Genomic DNA, 17,673 nt, shown 5'->3' with positions numbered 1-17,673 from the left:
ACTGTGTCGCGGTGATTATTTTCGAAGTGAGCACATTGCTAATAAGGTGGATGGGAATGTTTTGAGTCAAACTTCAAACAACATGGATGTTGTTTGGGAGCGTACATGGAAGTATTTACAGCGTTTTGACGAAAAATATCCCATTTACCTTATGGATTAAGAGCACTGAATTCGCAGCCGACTATGCGAATTTTTGAAATGTGCAAAAAAACATTCATTGGGTATAATCGGTTGACTTTGCCAAAAATAAACAAAGCAACTAATAAAACAACAAGTAGGTAAAAGAAAGACATGGTCACAATAAAAGATGTAGCAAAAGTAGCAGGTGTATCTACCGCAACCGTATCCAGAGTGGTAAATGGACAAGGTAAAGTTGGAGAACAATGCCGTGCACGTGTGACCAAAGTAATCCAAGAGTTAGGCTATCGCGCTAACTACACGCCTCCACACATCATCAAAGACGCACCAATTGTCGGATTAGTAACCCCAAAAATCTCCATGGCGTTTTTTGGCTCACTCGCAGCAGGTGCTGAAGAAGCTGCACGTGAAAAAGGCTTGCACTTAATGATGTGCAACTCAATGTATGAAAGCCAAACCGAGTTAGAATCGATCAATTCACTGGTACGCCAAGGCTGTAAGTCTATTATCCTACACAGTGAATATTCTGAAAAAGACAAGATAGTCGAGCTAAGCAAACAGATCCCCGGTTTGGTATTGATTAACCGTTTTATTCCAGAAATCTCAGAGCGCTGTGTCTGGTTTGACAACAACACTAGTGCGCAAACGGCGACAAATTACGTGTTAGATAAAGGCCATAAAGATATTGCTGTGATCACCAGTATTTATCAAAATGGCGATCCTATGGCACGTTTATTAGCAGTTAAACAAGCTATGATGATGCGTGGAATTCAACTAGCAGACGATAGAGTAATAGAATCAACCGCCAATATTAAAGGTGGTGAAGAAGCTACAAAACAACTGCTCGCCAGTGGCAAAAAAGTCACGGCAATTATTGCTTATAACGATTTAATGGCAATAGGTGCGATGCACGCATTATACGAAGCGGGTATTAAAGTACCGGAAGAAATATCTGTAGTTGGTTTTGATGACTTGCCAATTTCTAAAGCATGTTTGCCAAAACTGACCACAATGAATTACCCAATTGAAGAAATGGCTAAATATGCAGTTGAGTTGTCTTTGTCGTTAGCTAAAGAAGAAGCTAAACATTCTAAACAAACCCATCTGTTTATGGCTGATTTAGTTGAACGCCAATCTGTGGCGGATATCACTGAATAGTGGATTCATAGGACTAGCATTACTCTGCTCGCAATATTCTGTTTAGCTTACGAGTTTAATACACAAACAAAAAAGGTTGCCGCAGCAACCTTTTTTTACATCAAGCAAAGAAAGCTAATAATTAGTCTTTCTTCTCACGTGATGCACGACGACGCTCGTTTTCAGTTAAGAACTTCTTACGAACACGAATGCTCTTAGGCGTTACTTCAACTAATTCGTCATCATCAATAAATTCTAATGCTTGCTCAAGTGTGTACTTGATTGGTGGCGTTAAAGTTAACGCTTCGTCAGTACCTGCTGCACGAACGTTAGTTAACTGCTTACCTTTTAATGGGTTAACAGTTAAATCGTTGTCACGGCTGTGAATACCAATAACCATACCTTCGTAAACTTCAACACCGTGCTCAACAAATAAACGACCACGTTCTTGTAGCGTAAACAATGCGTATGCAACAGCTTTACCCATACCGTTTGAAATAAGTACACCATTCAAACGTTGACCGATTTCGCCGCCTTTGTGTGCTGCGTAGTGGTCAAATGAGTGGTACATCAAACCAGTACCAGAAGTTAACGTCATAAATTCGTTTTTGAAACCAATTAAACCACGGCTAGGTACGATAAAGTCGATACGAATGCGGCCTTTACCATCAGGCACCATGTCAGTCATCTCAGCTTTACGCAAGCCAAGTTTTTCCATGATAGTACCTTGGTTTTCTTCTTCGATATCTACAGTTAAAGTTTCAAATGGTTCTTGTAACTCACCGTCAACTTCACGCAAGATAACTTCAGGACGAGATACTGCTAACTCGTAACCTTCACGACGCATGTTTTCAATTAAAACACCTAAGTGTAATTCACCACGGCCTGATACACGGAATTTATCTGGGTCTTCAGTTTCTTTAACACGTAAAGCAACATTGTGGACTAATTCGCTTTGTAAACGCTCTAAAATTTGACGAGAAGTAACAAATTTACCTTCTTTACCAGCAAATGGAGAATTGTTTACTTGGAAAGTCATGGTAACAGTTGGTTCATCAACAACTAGCGCTGGTAAAGCTTCAACAGCGTTTTGATCACAAATGGTGTCAGAGATTTTTAACTCGCCTAAACCAGTTACCGCAATAATGTCACCGGCATTTGCGTCTTGTTTTTCGTATCTATCTAAACCTAAATAACCTAATACTTGGCCGATTTTACCATTGCGTTTTTTACCGTCAGCACCAATCACAGTAACTTGTTGGTTTACTTTAGCTGTACCACGTTTAATACGACCAATACCAATTACACCTACATAGTTAGAATAATCTAACTGTGAAATTTGCATTTGTAATGGACCTTCAGGATCAGCTACAGGCGGTTCAACGTGCTCTAAAATCGCATCGAACAAATCGTTCATGTCGTCTTTTTGCACGTCTTCTTCAGTACTTGCCCAACCGTTAATAGCAGATGCATAAATGATAGGGAAGTCTAATTGCTCGTCAGTTGCACCTAAGTTTACGAATAAGTCGAATACTTGGTCTATTACCCAATCAGGGCGAGCTGCCGGTTTGTCAATTTTGTTGATAACAACAATTGGACGCAAACCGTGTGCGAAAGCTTTTTGCGTTACGAAACGCGTTTGTGGCATAGGGCCTTCTTGCGCGTCAACTAACAACAACACTGAGTCAGCCATTGAAAGTACACGTTCTACTTCACCACCAAAATCGGCGTGTCCAGGGGTATCTAGAATGTTGATACGGAATTCACGGTAATCGATAGCGGTATTTTTCGCTAAGATAGTAATACCACGTTCTTTCTCTAACGCGTTGCTGTCCATTACACGCTCTTCCGCGTCACCGCGGCTTTCTAACGTACCAGATTGTTGCAATAGTTTATCAACTAGCGTGGTTTTACCGTGGTCAACGTGCGCGATAATTGCGATGTTGCGTAAGTTATTCAAGTTCATCAGGTTAACTTCTATATTTACAGGGTTTAACTGAGGTCAAGCCCTATGTTTGAGCAACCTCGTGAAATTTGCGCGCATTATACGCGAATTTTAGTCAATTACCTATATAGAATATTTGTTAACAATTTTGCCCAGAATAGCGCACTAACAAGATTCGAAGTTATGCATCCACTCAATCGCTTGTTTGTAACAGCTGCATACATCATCGTAACTAAATCTAAGTTTCATCGCTTCCATTGTGGTTAAGTGCCAACTACCTTGTTCGTATAATTTGATAGTCGTTAACGCAATTTTGATTGGCGTTTGATGGTAAGTGGTTAAGGCTTCGACGATTTCTTCAGACAGAGGCAGAGTGTCGAGTATTTCTTCAAGTGGTTGATCCAAAATGGCATCTAATAGCGAAAATAACCCAGCCAGAAAAGCATGTTCTTTTAATTGAGGTGTGTGCCGTTTGACCATGAGTTCACAAAAACGCGCGCGAATGGTCGCTAGGCGAATAAGCTCTCTAGGTTTGTCATAACTCAACACGCTGGTGGTTAATAATGCTATGAGTCTGCGCATTTCGTTTTCGCCTAAATACACTATGGCTTTACGAATTGACTGCATTTTTTGTGTGATCGGTAATAACCCAGAATTAATAAAACGCAGTAGCTTGTACGAAAGATTTAAATCTTGCTCAAAGTATTGAGTAATTTTGAGGAAATCGAGTTCTTCACGCATCAGCTCTTTGTATAAAGCAATTAAAATGCGTTTGTTGCTTTCAATTTCGTTGGAGGCATACATTTCTGGTTTACAGAAAAAATAACCTTGAAAAAAGTTGAAACCCGCTGCTTCAGCTTGCTCAAACATTAAATGATCTTCTATTTTTTCCGCCAAAAAACGACAGTTTTTGCTATAGCGGCGTATTTGCTCCATATGCTGTTGAGCTGTGTCAATTCGAGTATTTTGCATATCGAATTTAACTAATTTTACGTACTTAAAAAATGGTTGCCAGTCGGGATCAAAAACAAAGTCATCTAAAGCTATGTGGTAACCTGCTTGGTAGAGCTTTTTAAACATCTCCAAAATTTTACCAGTGGGTTCAACACACTCTAATACTTCAATCACTACCTTGTTTTTCGGCAACAATAACGGTAATTCTTTCAACAAACATTTTTCCGAAAAATTGATCAGAGCAGGTTTACTATTGGTTATTGTTTCTAACCCTTGCGAAAAATGCGTGCGAACAAGCAGACGCGAGGTTGCTTGGGTCGCGTCAATATTTTCCGGAAAGATGTTTTCAGGCCCGTCACGAAACAATAGTTCGTAGGCAACCACATTTTGTTTGCGATTAAAAATAGGCTGTCGGGCGGTATAAATTTTTTTTGCCATAAGTGGACTTGTTTACGTTTCTTAACAAATAATCTTAATTGACCAAAAGTTGTTTTGCCAATTATCCGTAGTGATTTTGTAAAAGAGTTAAATATTCTTCTAAAACCTCGCTAAATTTTTTCTAAAGCTATTCTATTAATTCTTACAATACTGTATTTTATGGCAGCGAAGTTAGCGCACTTTAGGCACATAAAGGGGTTGCGCTTTTTTGGTGCTTTTTATGCATCTTTTTGGTGCGCGCTGGTTTGGTCACGCATTATTACCAAGCCTGAAGGCTAGTAAAATTGTCTGCCTATGAGGTGGTACAATTATTGCTAGTTATCGGCAACGCGTTTTTGTGCGCTGTTAAAATTATAATTTTCCGGAGGATTGCAATGTCTGCAGAAATTCTAGATATGTTAAAAGAAGGTGAAATCAAGTTCGTTGACTTACGTTTCACTGATACTAAAGGTAAAGAACAGCACGTTTCTATCCCTGCTCACCAGGTAACTGCTGATTTCTTCGTTGAAGGTAAAATGTTCGACGGTTCTTCAATCGCTGGTTGGAAAGGCATCAACGAATCTGACATGATTTTAATGCCTGACGCATCAACTGCTATTTTAGACCCATTTGCAGAAGAAGCTCAATTAAACATTCGTTGTGACATCATCGAGCCTGCTACTATGCAAGGTTACGATCGCGATCCTCGTTCAATCGCTAAGCGTGCAATGGAATACTTAAAATCTACTGGTATCGGTGACGACGCTTACTTCGGTCCAGAGCCAGAGTTCTTCTTGTTTGATGACGTTAAATACTCTCAATCAATGGGTGGCGGTTTCTACAGCGTAGACGCAGAAGAAGCAGCATGGAACTCAGGTAAAGATTACGAAGGTGGTAACACTGGTCACCGTCCTGGTGTTAAAGGTGGTTACTTCCCAGTTCCTCCAGTCGATTCAGCTTCTGACATCCGTGCAGCAATGTGTTTAATCCTTGAAGAAATGGGTCAAACTGTTGAAGCGCATCACCATGAAGTTGCTACAGCTGGTCAAAACGAAATCGCTACTAAATTCAACTCTTTAGTTGAAAAAGCTGATGAAGTTCAAGTTAAAAAATACGTTATCCATAACGTTGCTCACGCTTACGGCAAAACAGCTACTTTCATGCCTAAGCCAATCGTTGGTGACAACGGTTCTGGTATGCACGTTCACCAATCTATCTCTAAAGGTGGCAAAAACGTATTCGCTGGTGACAAGTACGCTGGTTTATCTCAAGAAGCTTTATGGTACATCGGTGGTATCATCAAGCATGCTAAAGCAATCAATGCGTTCACAAATGCATCAACTAACTCTTACAAGCGTTTAGTACCACACTTCGAAGCGCCAGTAATGTTAGCTTACTCTGCACGTAACCGTTCAGCTTCTATCCGTATTCCATACGTAACTTCTGATCGTGCACGTCGTATCGAGTGTCGTTTCCCTGATCCAACGCAAAACCCTTACTTAGGTTTCACAGCTATGTTAATGGCTGGCCTTGACGGTATCATCAACAAGATCGATCCAGGTCCGTCAATGGATAAAGACTTGTACAACTTACCACCTGAAGAAGACGCTGCAATTCCTAAAGTTGCTTCATCTTTAGAAGAAGCATTAGCATGTTTAGATGCTGACCGTGCTTTCTTAACAGCTGGTGGCGTAATGAGCGACGAGATGATCGACGCTTACATCGAGTTGAAAACTGAAGAAGCTAACAAAGTACGTATCACTCCAGTTCCTGTTGAGTTCGAATTGTACTACAGCGTATAATTTTCAAAATTTTGTTTTGAAAATGTTAAAAAAGTCCGCCTTGGCGGACTTTTTTTATGGATAAATGCAACTAGTCAGAGTAGAGTAACGGACTCGTTGTTAGTAAAGGGATTAATTACACAGTGGTTAAATTAGTCGGCACCTATAGCCGTATTTGTATTACTTGTTTAACTTTGTTATTTGCATTGGACGCCATTGCTGCCAAAGTTTATGTATACCGCAACGCAGAAGGCGTGTTGGTATTCTCTGATACACCCCACCCAGATGCCGAAGAAATATCCCCAAAAAGTAAAATTGAATCTATACCTAGTGTTACGCCAACTAGGCAGACGAATACAGCGGACAAACAGCAGCAAGCAGAAACTTATCAAGTCCGTTTAGTTCAACCTATTGACCAAGCAACCATACGTGACAACACTGGCTCAGTGTACGTCGCAGTGCAAGTATCTCCTACTTATCAAGCCGAACATCAGGTACGAGTTTTACTCAATGGTGAAGCTGTTATCCAGCCGCAAAATCGTTCAGTATTTATGCTTAAAGATGTTTATCGCGGTGAGCATCAATTAAAAGTTGAATTGCTTGATGTAAACGGCAAGGTTATTGCATCGTCCAAACCCAGAACTTTTTATATGCACCGGGCATCTGTTATTAAGCCTAATTAGTTAAAATTCTAATTGGTAATTATTCGCCTTGGTGTTACATTTTGGTGCACTGTTTTAAATTGGTGCGTTGGGCTGTATGCAACGAGGCAAAAGTGTTTAGCGAGCTAATCCTTAATAACATTAATAGCAGCATTTTAGTAACTGATGTGGAGTTAAAAATACTCTATGCCAATCCGGCTGCCGAAAGCTTTTTTAAACTAAGCGCGCGTCGATTAAAAGAATTGTCGTTTGATCAGCTATTCCGTTATAGCTCGTTCGATTTAGAGCGTGTACAGCAAGCTATCCCCACCAACCAAGGTTTTACTGATACTGAGGTGTCATTAGTTACCATAGATGAAAATCATGCTATGGCCGAAATGTCATTTACCCCAGTGAAGTCAAAAAAAGACACTCATTTATTAATTGAAGTTCATCCAATTGATCAAATAAAACGAGTCAGCCAAGAAAGTTTTGTTCAATCACAAATGTTAGCATCGCGCGATTTAATTCGGGGTTTAGCCCACGAAATTAAAAATCCGCTTGGTGGTATCCGTGGTGCTGCACAATTATTAGACAAAATGTTGGATGACAATGATCTGAAAGAGTGCACGCAAATTATCATGGATCAGTCTGATCGACTGCGAAATTTAGTCGACAGATTACTTGGGCCAAACCGTTTACCTAAACGTAGCCAAACCAATATTCATAAAATTTTAGAACAAATTCGTCAGTTGATAGAACTCGAATCCGATTCTGATGTAGTAAAGTTTTATCGTGATTACGACCCAAGTATTCCTGAATTTGTGGTTGATGAAGAGCAAATTCATCAGGCCTTATTAAACATTGTGCGTAATGCGTATCAAGCATTACAAAGCCAAGGCCAAGGCAAAATAACGTTCCAAACTAGGATCGCCAGCAAAGAAACCATTCATGGTCAAAGGCATAAGTTGGCGGCGATTATCAAGATTATCGACAATGGCCCAGGTATACCCGAGCATATTCGTGATACGTTATTTTATCCAATGATTACCACTAAATCAGATGGTACAGGTTTAGGTTTATCAATAGCGCAAACTTTGATTAATCAACACCGTGGCCGTATTCATTGTGAAAGCTGGCCGGGCCACACCGAATTTACCGTATATTTACCGATAGAGTTATAGGAAAGAATAGGTTATGAACGCGACTAAAGTCTGGATTGTTGATGATGACAGCTCAATTCGCTGGGTAATGCAAAAAGCCCTAGATGCAGCTGATATCAGTAATACATCGTTTGAATCGCCACTTGAGTTGTTAGACGCGCTGAAAAACGAAAGTCCAGACGTGGTTATTTCTGATATCCGTATGCCAGAAATGGATGGCATGGAGTTATTAGAACAAATTCATCAACAAGATGCGGAAATTCCAGTCATTATCATGACTGCGCATTCAGACTTAGACTCCGCGGTTAATGCTTATCAAAGTGGTGCATTTGAATATTTACCAAAACCGTTTGATATAGACGATGCTGTCAGTTTAACCCAGCGTGCATTAACCCATGTTAAAGAGAACAGTCGTAAAAAACGTAGTCGTCCAAAAGAAGAACAAATCTCGACCGATATCATAGGTGAAGCACCTGCTATGCAGGAAGTTTTCCGCGCAATTGGTCGTTTATCACGTTCTAGCATTAGTGTGTTGATTAACGGTCAGTCTGGTACGGGTAAAGAACTGGTTGCACGTGCTTTGCACAAACACAGTCCGCGCCGAGATAACACATTTATCGCGTTGAACATGGCGGCTATTCCAAACGATTTAATCGAATCTGAATTATTTGGCCATGAAAAAGGCGCGTTTACGGGTGCGAATGCGGTACGGGAAGGTCGTTTTGAACAAGCAAATGGCGGCACACTCTTTTTAGATGAAATTGGTGATATGCCACTGCAAGTGCAAACGCGTTTATTACGTGTTTTAGCTGACGGTCAATTTTATCGAGTGGGTGGTCGTCAACCTTTAAGTGCCGATGTACGTATTATTGCTGCAACCCATCAAAATTTAGAAAAGTTAGTTGCCGAAGGTAAATTCCGTGAAGATTTATTCCATCGTTTAAACGTTATTCGCATTCATTTACCGCCGTTACGTGAGCGTAAAGAAGATATTCCTCGTTTAGCTGCGCAGTTTTTAAAACAAGCCGCAAAAGAGATGAGTGTCGAAGAAAAACGTTTATCACCTGAAGCTGCTGAATATATTAGTCATTTAGATTGGCCTGGTAATGTTAGACAGTTAGAGAATACTTGCCGCTGGTTGACAGTTATGGCGAGTGGCCAAGAGGTATTAATTGCCGATTTACCGCCAGAATTATTAGATGCACCAGAGCCAACCGCAGCAGCGGTAACTGAAGTTGCTGGTGATTGGCAAACATTATTAACCCGCTGGGTTGATGAGCAATTATCCTCTGGTAAAAATGATATTTTAGACGATGCATTAGCTACATTTGAAACCATAATGCTTAAGCGCGCATTGCACCACACTATGGGGCATAAACAAGAAGCCGCCCGTCGTTTAGGCTGGGGTCGAAATACAATCACGCGCAAAATGAAAGAATTAAACATTTAGGTTAAAAATCCCGAATTGACATTCTGTTACGATAAGTTAGCCTTTCATAAATGCAGTTTAATAACGTTTATGGAAGCTAACTATGTCGATTGGCCTTACCGAGCGAGAAGTTAACTGGCAAGGTTTTATTGCCCAAGAAATTACCCCATTTTGGCAGCGTTACCATCAAGCTATTGAGTTAACCACTATGGATGGTTTAACTCAGAGTTGTGCTACTTTCCTTCATCCTGAAGCAAAGCGTAATATTATTCTTTTGCCCGGTCGGGTTGAAACTTATTTAAAGTACCAAGAAGTTATTTACGACTTGTTTAATACGCAAGCGAACGTTTTTGTTATTGACCACAGAGGGCAGGGCCAATCTCAAAGATTACTCAAAGACAGTGAAAAAGGTTTTGTTGCTCATTTTAATCATTACGCGGAAGATCTGGAAAAAGCGCTCGCTTACACTCGTTTTCTAGACAATAACTTACCCAATTGTGTGGTCGCGCATTCTATGGGCAGCGCAATAGCGCTCAACTGGCTACACCTATATCAACCTAAAATTAAGAAACTTGTGTTATGTGCACCCATGTTAGGCATTAATGCTGGGTTGTTACCACAAAAGACGGCGTTTTACATAGCCAGTGTAGTCGACTGCCTTAATCGTATATTTAGAAGTGAACCTGGCTACTTTTTTGGGCAAGTACCTTATCATAGGCCTGATTTTGCAGAGAATGTGTTAACCGGCAGTAAAGTGCGCTTTGAATATGGGCAGGATATTCAAGCTCAGTACAAGTTGGGTGGTGTAACTACTACTTGGCTCAAAGAGGCTTTGCGTTTGATTAACCGTTTACCGTCGCAAAGCCGTTTTTTAAATTGTGATGTTTTGTTGCTGCAAGCTGAAAAGGATGTGGTGGTCAGTTTAACCGCACAAGACAAGTGGCATGAATATGCCAGCGAGTTTGATAAAAATGCAATTAAGCGTTTGGTTAAAAATGCTCGGCATGAGATTTTGATGGAATCGGATGATATTCGCTCTGAGGTTATTACCCAGATTCGGCATTTTTTGCAGGGGTGATAGTTTTAGGTGCTTCTAATTGGGTGCAACTAAGCCCGCTTGAAGCATAATTTTCTAAAAACGCTTTTCGCCAGTCCCTGGCCGCTCACAAAAGATATCCCTATCTTTTGAAGTTTTAGAAAATTAGCGTTCAAGCAGACTTCAATCTGGCAATGTTGTTGCTGTTGTGTTTGCAGCGATAAATGAGTTTGGTAGAGGATGGGAATTGCGAATAAGCGAACCAACCTTGAATTGTATGGATGCAATTCGAGAGCGCTCAGGGATGACTTGCAGCGTTTGGTGAGTTATTCGGGATTTCCAGCCTGTTTCCTCCAAACTCGCAGTGACCTTGTAATCGAGCTAGAAAGGCGGGAATACCCGAAGTATCTAAAAACTACTCTCCACCTAGAAAATCAAGTTGTCGCCATGCTTCATAACTGATGATTGCAACTGAGTTCGACAAATTTAAGCTTCTGTTATTATCCGTTTTCACCATAGGAATACGGATTTTATGCTCAGCAGGTATTTGTTGGTGGACATCTTCTGATAATCCATGTGTTTCAGCACCAAATAACAATACATCCCCAGCTTGATATTGAATATCAGTGTGGCTGCGAGTACCGCGTGTGGTACAGGCAATAATGCGGCTACCTGCAACAGCTTTAACAAAATCAGCGTAGTTTTTATGAATGGTTAAATTGGCAATGTCGTGATAATCCAAACCGGCGCGGCGCACTTGTTTTTCATCTAGCGAAAAACCAAGTGGCTCAATTAAATGTAGTTTAAAACCATTGTTAGCAGCAAGGCGGATTATGTTACCCGTGTTTGGGGCGATTTGTGGTTCAAATAAAGCGATATGTAACATAATTAAACCTTAAAGCGCTATGCCCCAGCCGTCTGAATAGCCTTTGAGCTTTTCAACACAGTCGGTAAAAGCCTCATCCCATTCATCCAAAGTTTCTGCATTTGGCACTAAGGTTACTGATGCAACTAATTCAACCCCGCCGCCAGCTTCTGGTTTTTGAACTTTAACTTGAGCAAAACTTACATTTTTAACTGCTAGTTTTTGTACTTGCGGCAAAGCTTTATCCGCTTGTTCTTTAAATTCAAACGCAGCAAAAAAATCAATTTGCATCGGCTGAGTTAGGTCTATACCTTCAGCGGCCATTTCTGCCAAAATTTGGCTAGTTTCGTCTTCTTCTGGGAGGTCAAACATGGGTAAACTCACAATAAATTTTGTCGCATTATATCTGCTACAGCATCTTTTGCCAAAACTCTGCAGCACCACCTTCAACAGTTAATTGGTAAGGCTGAAAACCAAAACTTTCATATAGGTTTTTGGCAATGCCATTTTCGCGTAAAACCTCTAAAGTTAGTTTGCAATAATCTTGCTCTCGACAGTGTTTTTCAGCCGCCTTGAGTAATTGTTTACTTAAACCTTGGCCGCGGTAATTTTTATCAATCGCAATATCATGAATGTTAAGCAAAGGTTTAGCATAAAAAGTCGAAAAGCCTTCAAATGCGTTAAGTAAACCAATTACTTTGTCATCATCAAAAACAAGCCAGCCTAAGTAATCAGAGCGCTGCTTAAGCTTATTAACTAAGTTTTGCTGCGCATAATCGGATAGAGGCGCGGCACCACCCATAGGATCAAGCGCATAACTATTTAACGCTGTAATTAATGCTTGCTGGTGAGTTGTTTGGGATAAGTCGGTCTGGATTATTTTTATCATAAATATTCAAGTTTAATTAGTGAGTTTACGCGCAACTAAAAAATAATTGGTTGTGTTATTGGGTGATTGCCAAATGTATTCAAGTTCAAAACCGGCATTTAGATGCATTTTTTCTAACTCGGCAAAACTAAACATGTTGACGTTAGGCATTAAATTGAAAAATTGCCCGATTGGCGCAAGAAACTTAAAACAGTTTATATGACCTTTTAAACAAGTGGTTGAGGTAATAAATAATCCACCGGGCTTGAGCATGGTCGAGGCCAACTGCACAGTCGCTTCTGCATTAGGCAATATGTGCAAAACATTCAGCGCTAAAATGGCATCAAACTTTTGCTGCTGGTAGTTTTCTAAACTGCCTTGGGCAAAAGTTAAATGTGGTAAATCCTCACGCTGAGCTAGTTTTTCATTGGCAATATCTAGCATATTTTGTGCTATATCTATTGCTAAGTAGTTGCCAACAAAGGGGGCATGTTCAAGGGCTGTTGTGCCTGAACCGCAACCTATCTCTAGCACTTGCATGTCTAAAGTAAAATAACTTTGTGTGACAGCGCATTTGTGCTGATAACTTGCAAGGTCAGCAATCGGCCGTTTTGCATATCTATTGGCTATCTTGTCCCAAAATTTAGCTTGTGATTGCACTGTTTAATTCCTTTTAAAATGCCTGAACTAGGGCTGCTACTTTAAATAAAATTTGCGTAAAAATCAGTACAAAAAAATTGTTGGATTAGCAAGAAATAAAAGCTTGAGCTAGAGTTAAACCAATGAAGAGCAAAGCTGCACACACAGGAAAAATTATGGCAAACGTACAAGTTCAACCTTATTTATTTTTTGCGGGCCGATGTGAAGAGGCCATCGAATTTTATATTGAAGCACTAGACGCAGAGCTGCAACTGTTAATGCGTTTTAATGAAAGCCCAGAGCCAATGCCTGAGGCTATGTTGCCTGATGATTTTGACAACAAGATTATGCACGCGAGTATCAAAGTAGGCGATTCAATTGTAATGATGTCAGACGGTGTTGATGTGCAAAATCAATTTGGTGGAGTTTCACTGTCTATCAGCTGTTATAGCCAAGAGCAAGCGCATAAAATGTTTGATGGTTTAGCACAAGGGGGCGAGGTACAAATGCCATTAACTCCGACGTTTTGGTCGCCGCTGTTTGGCTCATTAACCGATAAATTCGGCGTGTCTTGGATGGTGGGCTGTGAGCCTGAAAGTGACAATTAATCTAGGCTAATTCTCTTAAAAACTAGTGATAATCATTATTATTTGCTATAAAGCCGACTTTTCCCAAGTTGGCTGTTGTTGTGGTAAATAAAAATTTTTTCCGTCAAATTCATTTAGTTCTAGCCTTAAGTGTTTGCATCTTCTTAGTTATCTTGTCTATAACAGGTGCATTATTAGTTTATGCCAAAGACATTCAGGCTTGGTGGAATCCTCAATATTGGTCGGTTAAACCCGCGCAGACTGGTCAGCAGATTGATTACAATCAGCTATTGGAAAAAGCTCAACAAGCGCATGCCCAACCTGTTAGTTTTTTGAGCATAGAGCAGGATGAAAATAAAGTTTGGCAAGGGCGCTATTTAGACGGTAAGTACTTCAATCTTAATCCGTATTCGGGTGAGGTTGTGCTTATTTATGATTACACAGATACCTTGTACGGTTTTACTTTGTATCTGCATAGATGGTTGTTATGGCAGCAAGTTGATGTTTACCCATTACGCAACTGGGTGTCTACCTCAGTACTTCTGTTCATTCTGCTGTGTTTAGTTGGTTTTTATTTATGGGCTAAACCGGCTAAAAGGTTAAAACGTTTGCGTATTAAAGCGCATAAAAACAAACGCATATTTTATTATCAATTACATTCTGTGATTGGTGTGTATTTAACTATCCCTCTGGTGTTAATTGCTTTTAGTGGCTTAACTTTTAACTGGTCGAAACAAACCAGTGCCGTGGTTGAATTTGTCACTTGGGGGCAAATAGAAGGGCGTTTTCCTAACCCGCAGGTAACTTCAACTGAATCTAATACTCAGCCAAACTGGCAAGAGATGTTACAGCAGGCAATGCAGGTTATGCCAAATGCTCAATTACAACGCATCTATTTTGCTAAACCAGACGAGCAAGTAGTGATGTTACGGGTGAAAAATCCGGGTGAGTTCCATCCGTATAGCTATATTTGGTTTGATCAGTTCACTGGCGAAGTTTTACAAACGCAAGATGCTAGTATCGCTAATACTACAACCCAAGTATGGAATTTCCGTTATCCATTCCATATAGGTAATTTTGCCGGATCACTGGTACAGTTTTTGTGGTTTGTATTAGGCTTGTCGCCATTATTGTTTGTGTTAACAGGTGGTTACATTTATTTAAAAAGAAAGTGGTTTTAAAAATAAGAATAATTATCATTTGATAATTGTGGTCATTTACCCTAGACTGCGCGCACTTTTTACAGGAGCGCATATATGAAAAATACACCACTTTCACTTGTTAGTTTAGCTGTTGCCACAGCTGTTAGTTTACCAAACTTAGCTTGGGCTAATGACGAACAAGACAGTATGGAAAACATCATAGTGACAGGAAGTCGTGTAATCGAAAGCATTGATGAAGTTCCGGCTTCAATCACAGTAATCAGCTCAGAAAAAATTCAACAACACTTAAAAGTATCACCAGAAATACAGAGTTTATTGTCTATGTATGTGCCAGGTATGGCACCTGATACAGGCAGCTCAAGCAATACTGGCCAAACATTACGTGGACGTAAACCATTAGTGATGATTGACGGTGTACCACAATCAACCCCACTGCGTAACGGTTCTTTGGGGGTGAAAACACTTGATCCAAGTGCAATTGAACGCATCGAAATTATTAAAGGTGCAACTTCAATATTTGGTAATGGTGCAGCTGGCGGTATCATCAACTACATCACTAAAAAGGCCAGCAAAGAACAAGTTGCCGGACAGGTAAGTTTATCAAGCCGTTTTAGCGCGGTTAAACTAGAAGAAAGTGCCGGTGGCCGTATTGAAGGTGCTTTGCACGGTACATTAGATAAATTCAGTTATTTAGTTACAGCAAGCTACGAAGAAAATGGCGTACAGCGAGATGCAGAAGGTGACATTCTTGGCCTTCAATATGGTATGTCAGATTCTGTTACACAAAACTATTTTACCCGTTTAGCTTATCAATTTGACCAAGATAAATCCTTGCAGATGAGCTACAACTTTTATAGTTCACAGCAAAAAACTGATTTAGGTGATGTGGTTGGTGACATAAATCAAGGTGAAAAAACCTACGCTATCCATGTACCAAAAGAGTTGCAAAAACGTGGTAAACCTCAAGGGCCAGAAGGGAATACTAACTTCACTTTAAAATATACCGACAACAACGTTTTTCAAAATACCCAACTAACAGTTGATTTTTATAAACAAAATATTGAAAACGTCTTTTTCTTCTCAACCTCATTAGCCAACCCTGCTGAAGGTTATGATGGTGGCCAGTCGGTAATCAAATCAGACAAAACTGGTGCGCGCGCAACCTTCAATTCTATGTTTGATTTAGCTTTTGCTGACGTAACATTAATTTATGGTGTGGATGCATTAAGAGACGTGACTTCACAACCACTTGTTGACGGCCGTATTTGGGTGCCTGAAATGGATATGAAAAACCTAGCTGGTTTTGTTCAATCTAAATGGGTAGTGGACGATGCTATTATCTTTAAACTCGGTGTGCGCCAAGACAACATTGATTTAGCTGTAGATGATTATAAAACCCTAGTGTTATGTCGTAATGCTTGTTCTGAAGAATTTGAAGTAAAAGGTGATACGCTAAAATATAACGCAACAACCTACAATGCGGGTGTGAAGGTTAAATACACACCTTATTTCCAACCTTTCTTTAGTTATTCACAAGGTGCAGATATTTCTGATATCGGCCGTTTGTTACGCAGCGCAACTGTAACTGACATCGCAGATATCCGCACCGAAGCTTCAATTATCGATAACTATGAAGTTGGTTTTACTTCAAACATTAATTCAGCTTTAAGATTTGAAGTTGCGGCTTACCGCAGTACTTCTGAATTGGGTACAACCAATAGTTATGATGAAAAAACGGGTATTTATATGCCGGTACGTGCACCACAACGCATTTGGGGTTACGAAGCTTTGGTGGATGCGCAGCTACATGAAACTTTGCAGTTGGTCGCAACTTATAGTTATGTAGAAGGTAAAAATACCGAAGCGGATGTGTATTTAGGTAGCCAAGCGATTTCACCACCAAAAGGTACTTTGAGTTTAAACTGGCGTCCAACTGATGCTTTATCTGTCACTTTGAACCATTTATATGTGGGTGATAGAGATAGATTTGCTGCAAACACCGACGGCAACTACACGGTTGATCAACGTCCGGTAGAAAGCTATCAAGTAACCCATCTATCAACTCAATATCAAGTTAGCAATAACTTATCAGCCTTTATGGGTGTAGAGAATTTGTTTAACAAAGACTACTTCTCAGCACGAGCGCAGTCATACACTTATGGTGGCTACAATGTTAAAGGGTTAGGCACAACGGTTAACTTAGGTGTGCAATATAACTTTTAATTAAAGTAAGCTCTGTTAGCTTAAACTACAAAAAGTCGCTTAGGCGACTTTTTGTGTTTTTGGTGATTTTTATGAATTAGCCGGTATTGCGTGAGTTGCGCCTTCGCGCTCGTACGCCAACTTAAATTCAGGTAATTGAGCTATTTTTTCCACATGTTTAATCACATTATCGCCTAACTTAATTGTTAGCTGCGGGAATACATTGCCCCAACTCGCATATATCGCAATTAAATAATCCATGACTGAAAGTTTATCGCCAACTAAATAGGCATTGTTCGCAAGCTGCTTATCAACTATTTGCCATAACTCGGAAATACGTTCAGCCATATTTTGATAAAAGTCATTTCTTGCTTGTGAATCTGGCATTTTAGTCATAGTTGCAAATAGCTTACTGTATGCAGGATGAAGCGTGGCATAACAAAACATTAGCCAATAGTGGAATTGCTGTTTGTTGCTTATAGTGTCCAAAGCGACGCCGTGTTTTTCTAATAAATACAAAACAATAGCTGCGCCTTCAGTTAAAATTTTATCACCGTCTTGCAGTGCAGGTACTTGTTTGGTGGGGGCTATTTGTTGGTAATTATCCACTTGGTCAAAAGGGATAATCTCAACGGGTTGCTCTAACTGATTGAGCAAAATATGAATGGCGGTCGAGCAAGTGCCGGGCATAGTGTATAAGGTGTACAT

The 17,673-nt window shown here is 40.1% G+C and carries 16 protein-coding genes; 9 read left to right on the top strand and 7 right to left on the bottom strand.

Translation table 11 applies throughout. The features are described from left to right. Nucleotides 1-291 precede the first annotated feature (291 nt). Complete coding sequence (locus ACMZOO_RS07845) at nucleotides 292-1,296, top strand: LacI family DNA-binding transcriptional regulator (protein WP_440906131.1); 1,005 nt, start codon at nucleotides 292-294, stop codon at nucleotides 1,294-1,296. Nucleotides 1,297-1,417: 121 nt separating this feature from the next. Here the strand turns inward: ACMZOO_RS07845 and typA are convergent, their stop codons facing one another. Together typA and ACMZOO_RS07835 are read right to left on the bottom strand one after the other, a co-directional pair. Further along, complete coding sequence (gene typA, locus ACMZOO_RS07840; protein ID WP_440906130.1) at nucleotides 1,418-3,241, bottom strand: translational GTPase TypA; 1,824 nt, start codon at nucleotides 3,239-3,241, stop codon at nucleotides 1,418-1,420. A 144-nt stretch (nucleotides 3,242-3,385) separates the two neighbouring features. After that, nucleotides 3,386-4,612, bottom strand: coding sequence for an EAL and HDOD domain-containing protein (locus ACMZOO_RS07835; protein ID WP_440906129.1), 1,227 nt, complete (start codon nucleotides 4,610-4,612; stop codon nucleotides 3,386-3,388). A gap of 374 nt (nucleotides 4,613-4,986) precedes the next feature. Between ACMZOO_RS07835 and glnA the strand changes: the two genes are divergently transcribed. The 5 genes from glnA to ACMZOO_RS07810 all read left to right on the top strand — a co-directional run bounded on the left by glnA (nucleotide 4,987) and on the right by ACMZOO_RS07810 (nucleotide 10,683). Next, nucleotides 4,987-6,393 (top strand): glutamate--ammonia ligase, encoded by a 1,407-nt coding sequence (glnA, locus tag ACMZOO_RS07830; protein ID WP_440906128.1) that lies wholly within the window; start codon nucleotides 4,987-4,989, stop codon nucleotides 6,391-6,393. A 122-nt stretch (nucleotides 6,394-6,515) separates the two neighbouring features. Then, nucleotides 6,516-7,055 (top strand): DUF4124 domain-containing protein, encoded by a 540-nt coding sequence (locus tag ACMZOO_RS07825; protein WP_440906127.1) that lies wholly within the window; start codon nucleotides 6,516-6,518, stop codon nucleotides 7,053-7,055. A gap of 92 nt (nucleotides 7,056-7,147) precedes the next feature. Continuing rightward, complete coding sequence (gene glnL, locus ACMZOO_RS07820; RefSeq protein WP_440906126.1) at nucleotides 7,148-8,197, top strand: nitrogen regulation protein NR(II); 1,050 nt, start codon at nucleotides 7,148-7,150, stop codon at nucleotides 8,195-8,197. A gap of 13 nt (nucleotides 8,198-8,210) precedes the next feature. Further along, on the top strand, nucleotides 8,211-9,626 hold the full coding sequence (gene glnG / locus ACMZOO_RS07815) for a nitrogen regulation protein NR(I) (protein WP_440906125.1): 1,416 nt from the start codon (nucleotides 8,211-8,213) through the stop codon (nucleotides 9,624-9,626). Between the two features lie 82 nt (nucleotides 9,627-9,708). Then, nucleotides 9,709-10,683 carry an alpha/beta fold hydrolase gene (locus ACMZOO_RS07810; RefSeq protein WP_440906124.1) on the top strand — a complete coding sequence of 325 codons (975 nt, stop codon included), beginning with the start codon at nucleotides 9,709-9,711 and terminating at the stop codon, nucleotides 10,681-10,683. A gap of 373 nt (nucleotides 10,684-11,056) precedes the next feature. On the opposite strand, the gene ACMZOO_RS07805 is transcribed toward ACMZOO_RS07810, so the two are convergent. The 4 genes from ACMZOO_RS07805 to ACMZOO_RS07790 are packed head-to-tail and all read right to left on the bottom strand — an operon-like array spanning nucleotide 11,057 to nucleotide 13,034. Continuing rightward, a complete protein-coding gene (locus ACMZOO_RS07805; protein WP_440906123.1) occupies nucleotides 11,057-11,527 on the bottom strand; it encodes a tRNA (cytidine(34)-2'-O)-methyltransferase in 471 nt (156 codons plus the stop codon). A 9-nt stretch (nucleotides 11,528-11,536) separates the two neighbouring features. Next, nucleotides 11,537-11,878, bottom strand: a complete 342-nt coding sequence (locus ACMZOO_RS07800) for a ribonuclease E inhibitor RraB (RefSeq protein ID WP_016956144.1) — start codon at nucleotides 11,876-11,878, stop codon at nucleotides 11,537-11,539. Nucleotides 11,879-11,915: 37 nt separating this feature from the next. Next, a complete protein-coding gene (locus ACMZOO_RS07795) occupies nucleotides 11,916-12,395 on the bottom strand; it encodes a GNAT family N-acetyltransferase (RefSeq protein WP_440906122.1) in 480 nt (159 codons plus the stop codon). Between the two features lie 12 nt (nucleotides 12,396-12,407). Continuing rightward, complete coding sequence (locus ACMZOO_RS07790; protein WP_440906121.1) at nucleotides 12,408-13,034, bottom strand: class I SAM-dependent methyltransferase; 627 nt, start codon at nucleotides 13,032-13,034, stop codon at nucleotides 12,408-12,410. A 155-nt stretch (nucleotides 13,035-13,189) separates the two neighbouring features. Here ACMZOO_RS07790 and ACMZOO_RS07785 point away from each other — a divergent pair, with 155 nt between their 5' ends. The 3 genes from ACMZOO_RS07785 to ACMZOO_RS07775 all read left to right on the top strand — a co-directional run bounded on the left by ACMZOO_RS07785 (nucleotide 13,190) and on the right by ACMZOO_RS07775 (nucleotide 16,986). Then, nucleotides 13,190-13,621 carry a VOC family protein gene (locus ACMZOO_RS07785; RefSeq protein WP_440906120.1) on the top strand — a complete coding sequence of 144 codons (432 nt, stop codon included), beginning with the start codon at nucleotides 13,190-13,192 and terminating at the stop codon, nucleotides 13,619-13,621. Between the two features lie 80 nt (nucleotides 13,622-13,701). Next, complete coding sequence (locus tag ACMZOO_RS07780) at nucleotides 13,702-14,781, top strand: PepSY-associated TM helix domain-containing protein (RefSeq protein ID WP_440906119.1); 1,080 nt, start codon at nucleotides 13,702-13,704, stop codon at nucleotides 14,779-14,781. A 75-nt stretch (nucleotides 14,782-14,856) separates the two neighbouring features. Continuing rightward, nucleotides 14,857-16,986 (top strand): TonB-dependent receptor, encoded by a 2,130-nt coding sequence (locus ACMZOO_RS07775; protein ID WP_440906118.1) that lies wholly within the window; start codon nucleotides 14,857-14,859, stop codon nucleotides 16,984-16,986. Nucleotides 16,987-17,055: 69 nt separating this feature from the next. On the opposite strand, the gene ACMZOO_RS07770 is transcribed toward ACMZOO_RS07775, so the two are convergent. After that, a complete protein-coding gene (locus tag ACMZOO_RS07770) occupies nucleotides 17,056-17,673 on the bottom strand; it encodes a glutathione S-transferase family protein (protein WP_016956150.1) in 618 nt (205 codons plus the stop codon).

It is taken from the genome of Catenovulum sp. SX2, assembly GCF_052056295.1.
Classification (GTDB): domain Bacteria; phylum Pseudomonadota; class Gammaproteobacteria; order Enterobacterales; family Alteromonadaceae; genus Catenovulum.
Note: the sequence above shows the minus strand (reverse complement) of the source record. Positions and strands in the feature narration are given on the sequence as shown.

Coding starts and splice junctions, on each gene's coding strand:
- ACMZOO_RS07835 (WP_440906129.1), bottom strand. CDS start 4,612: ATGGCAAAAAAAATTTATACCGCCCGACAGCCTATTTTTAATCGCAAA.
- ACMZOO_RS07775 (WP_440906118.1), top strand. CDS start 14,857: ATGAAAAATACACCACTTTCACTTGTTAGTTTAGCTGTTGCCACAGCT.
- ACMZOO_RS07805 (WP_440906123.1), bottom strand. CDS start 11,527: ATGTTACATATCGCTTTATTTGAACCACAAATCGCCCCAAACACGGGT.
- glnA (WP_440906128.1), top strand. CDS start 4,987: ATGTCTGCAGAAATTCTAGATATGTTAAAAGAAGGTGAAATCAAGTTC.
- typA (WP_440906130.1), bottom strand. CDS start 3,241: ATGAACTTGAATAACTTACGCAACATCGCAATTATCGCGCACGTTGAC.
- ACMZOO_RS07785 (WP_440906120.1), top strand. CDS start 13,190: ATGGCAAACGTACAAGTTCAACCTTATTTATTTTTTGCGGGCCGATGT.
- ACMZOO_RS07795 (WP_440906122.1), bottom strand. CDS start 12,395: ATGATAAAAATAATCCAGACCGACTTATCCCAAACAACTCACCAGCAA.
- ACMZOO_RS07770 (WP_016956150.1), bottom strand. CDS start 17,673: ATGTACACCTTATACACTATGCCCGGCACTTGCTCGACCGCCATTCAT.
- ACMZOO_RS07810 (WP_440906124.1), top strand. CDS start 9,709: ATGTCGATTGGCCTTACCGAGCGAGAAGTTAACTGGCAAGGTTTTATT.
- ACMZOO_RS07800 (WP_016956144.1), bottom strand. CDS start 11,878: ATGTTTGACCTCCCAGAAGAAGACGAAACTAGCCAAATTTTGGCAGAA.
- ACMZOO_RS07845 (WP_440906131.1), top strand. CDS start 292: ATGGTCACAATAAAAGATGTAGCAAAAGTAGCAGGTGTATCTACCGCA.
- glnG (WP_440906125.1), top strand. CDS start 8,211: ATGAACGCGACTAAAGTCTGGATTGTTGATGATGACAGCTCAATTCGC.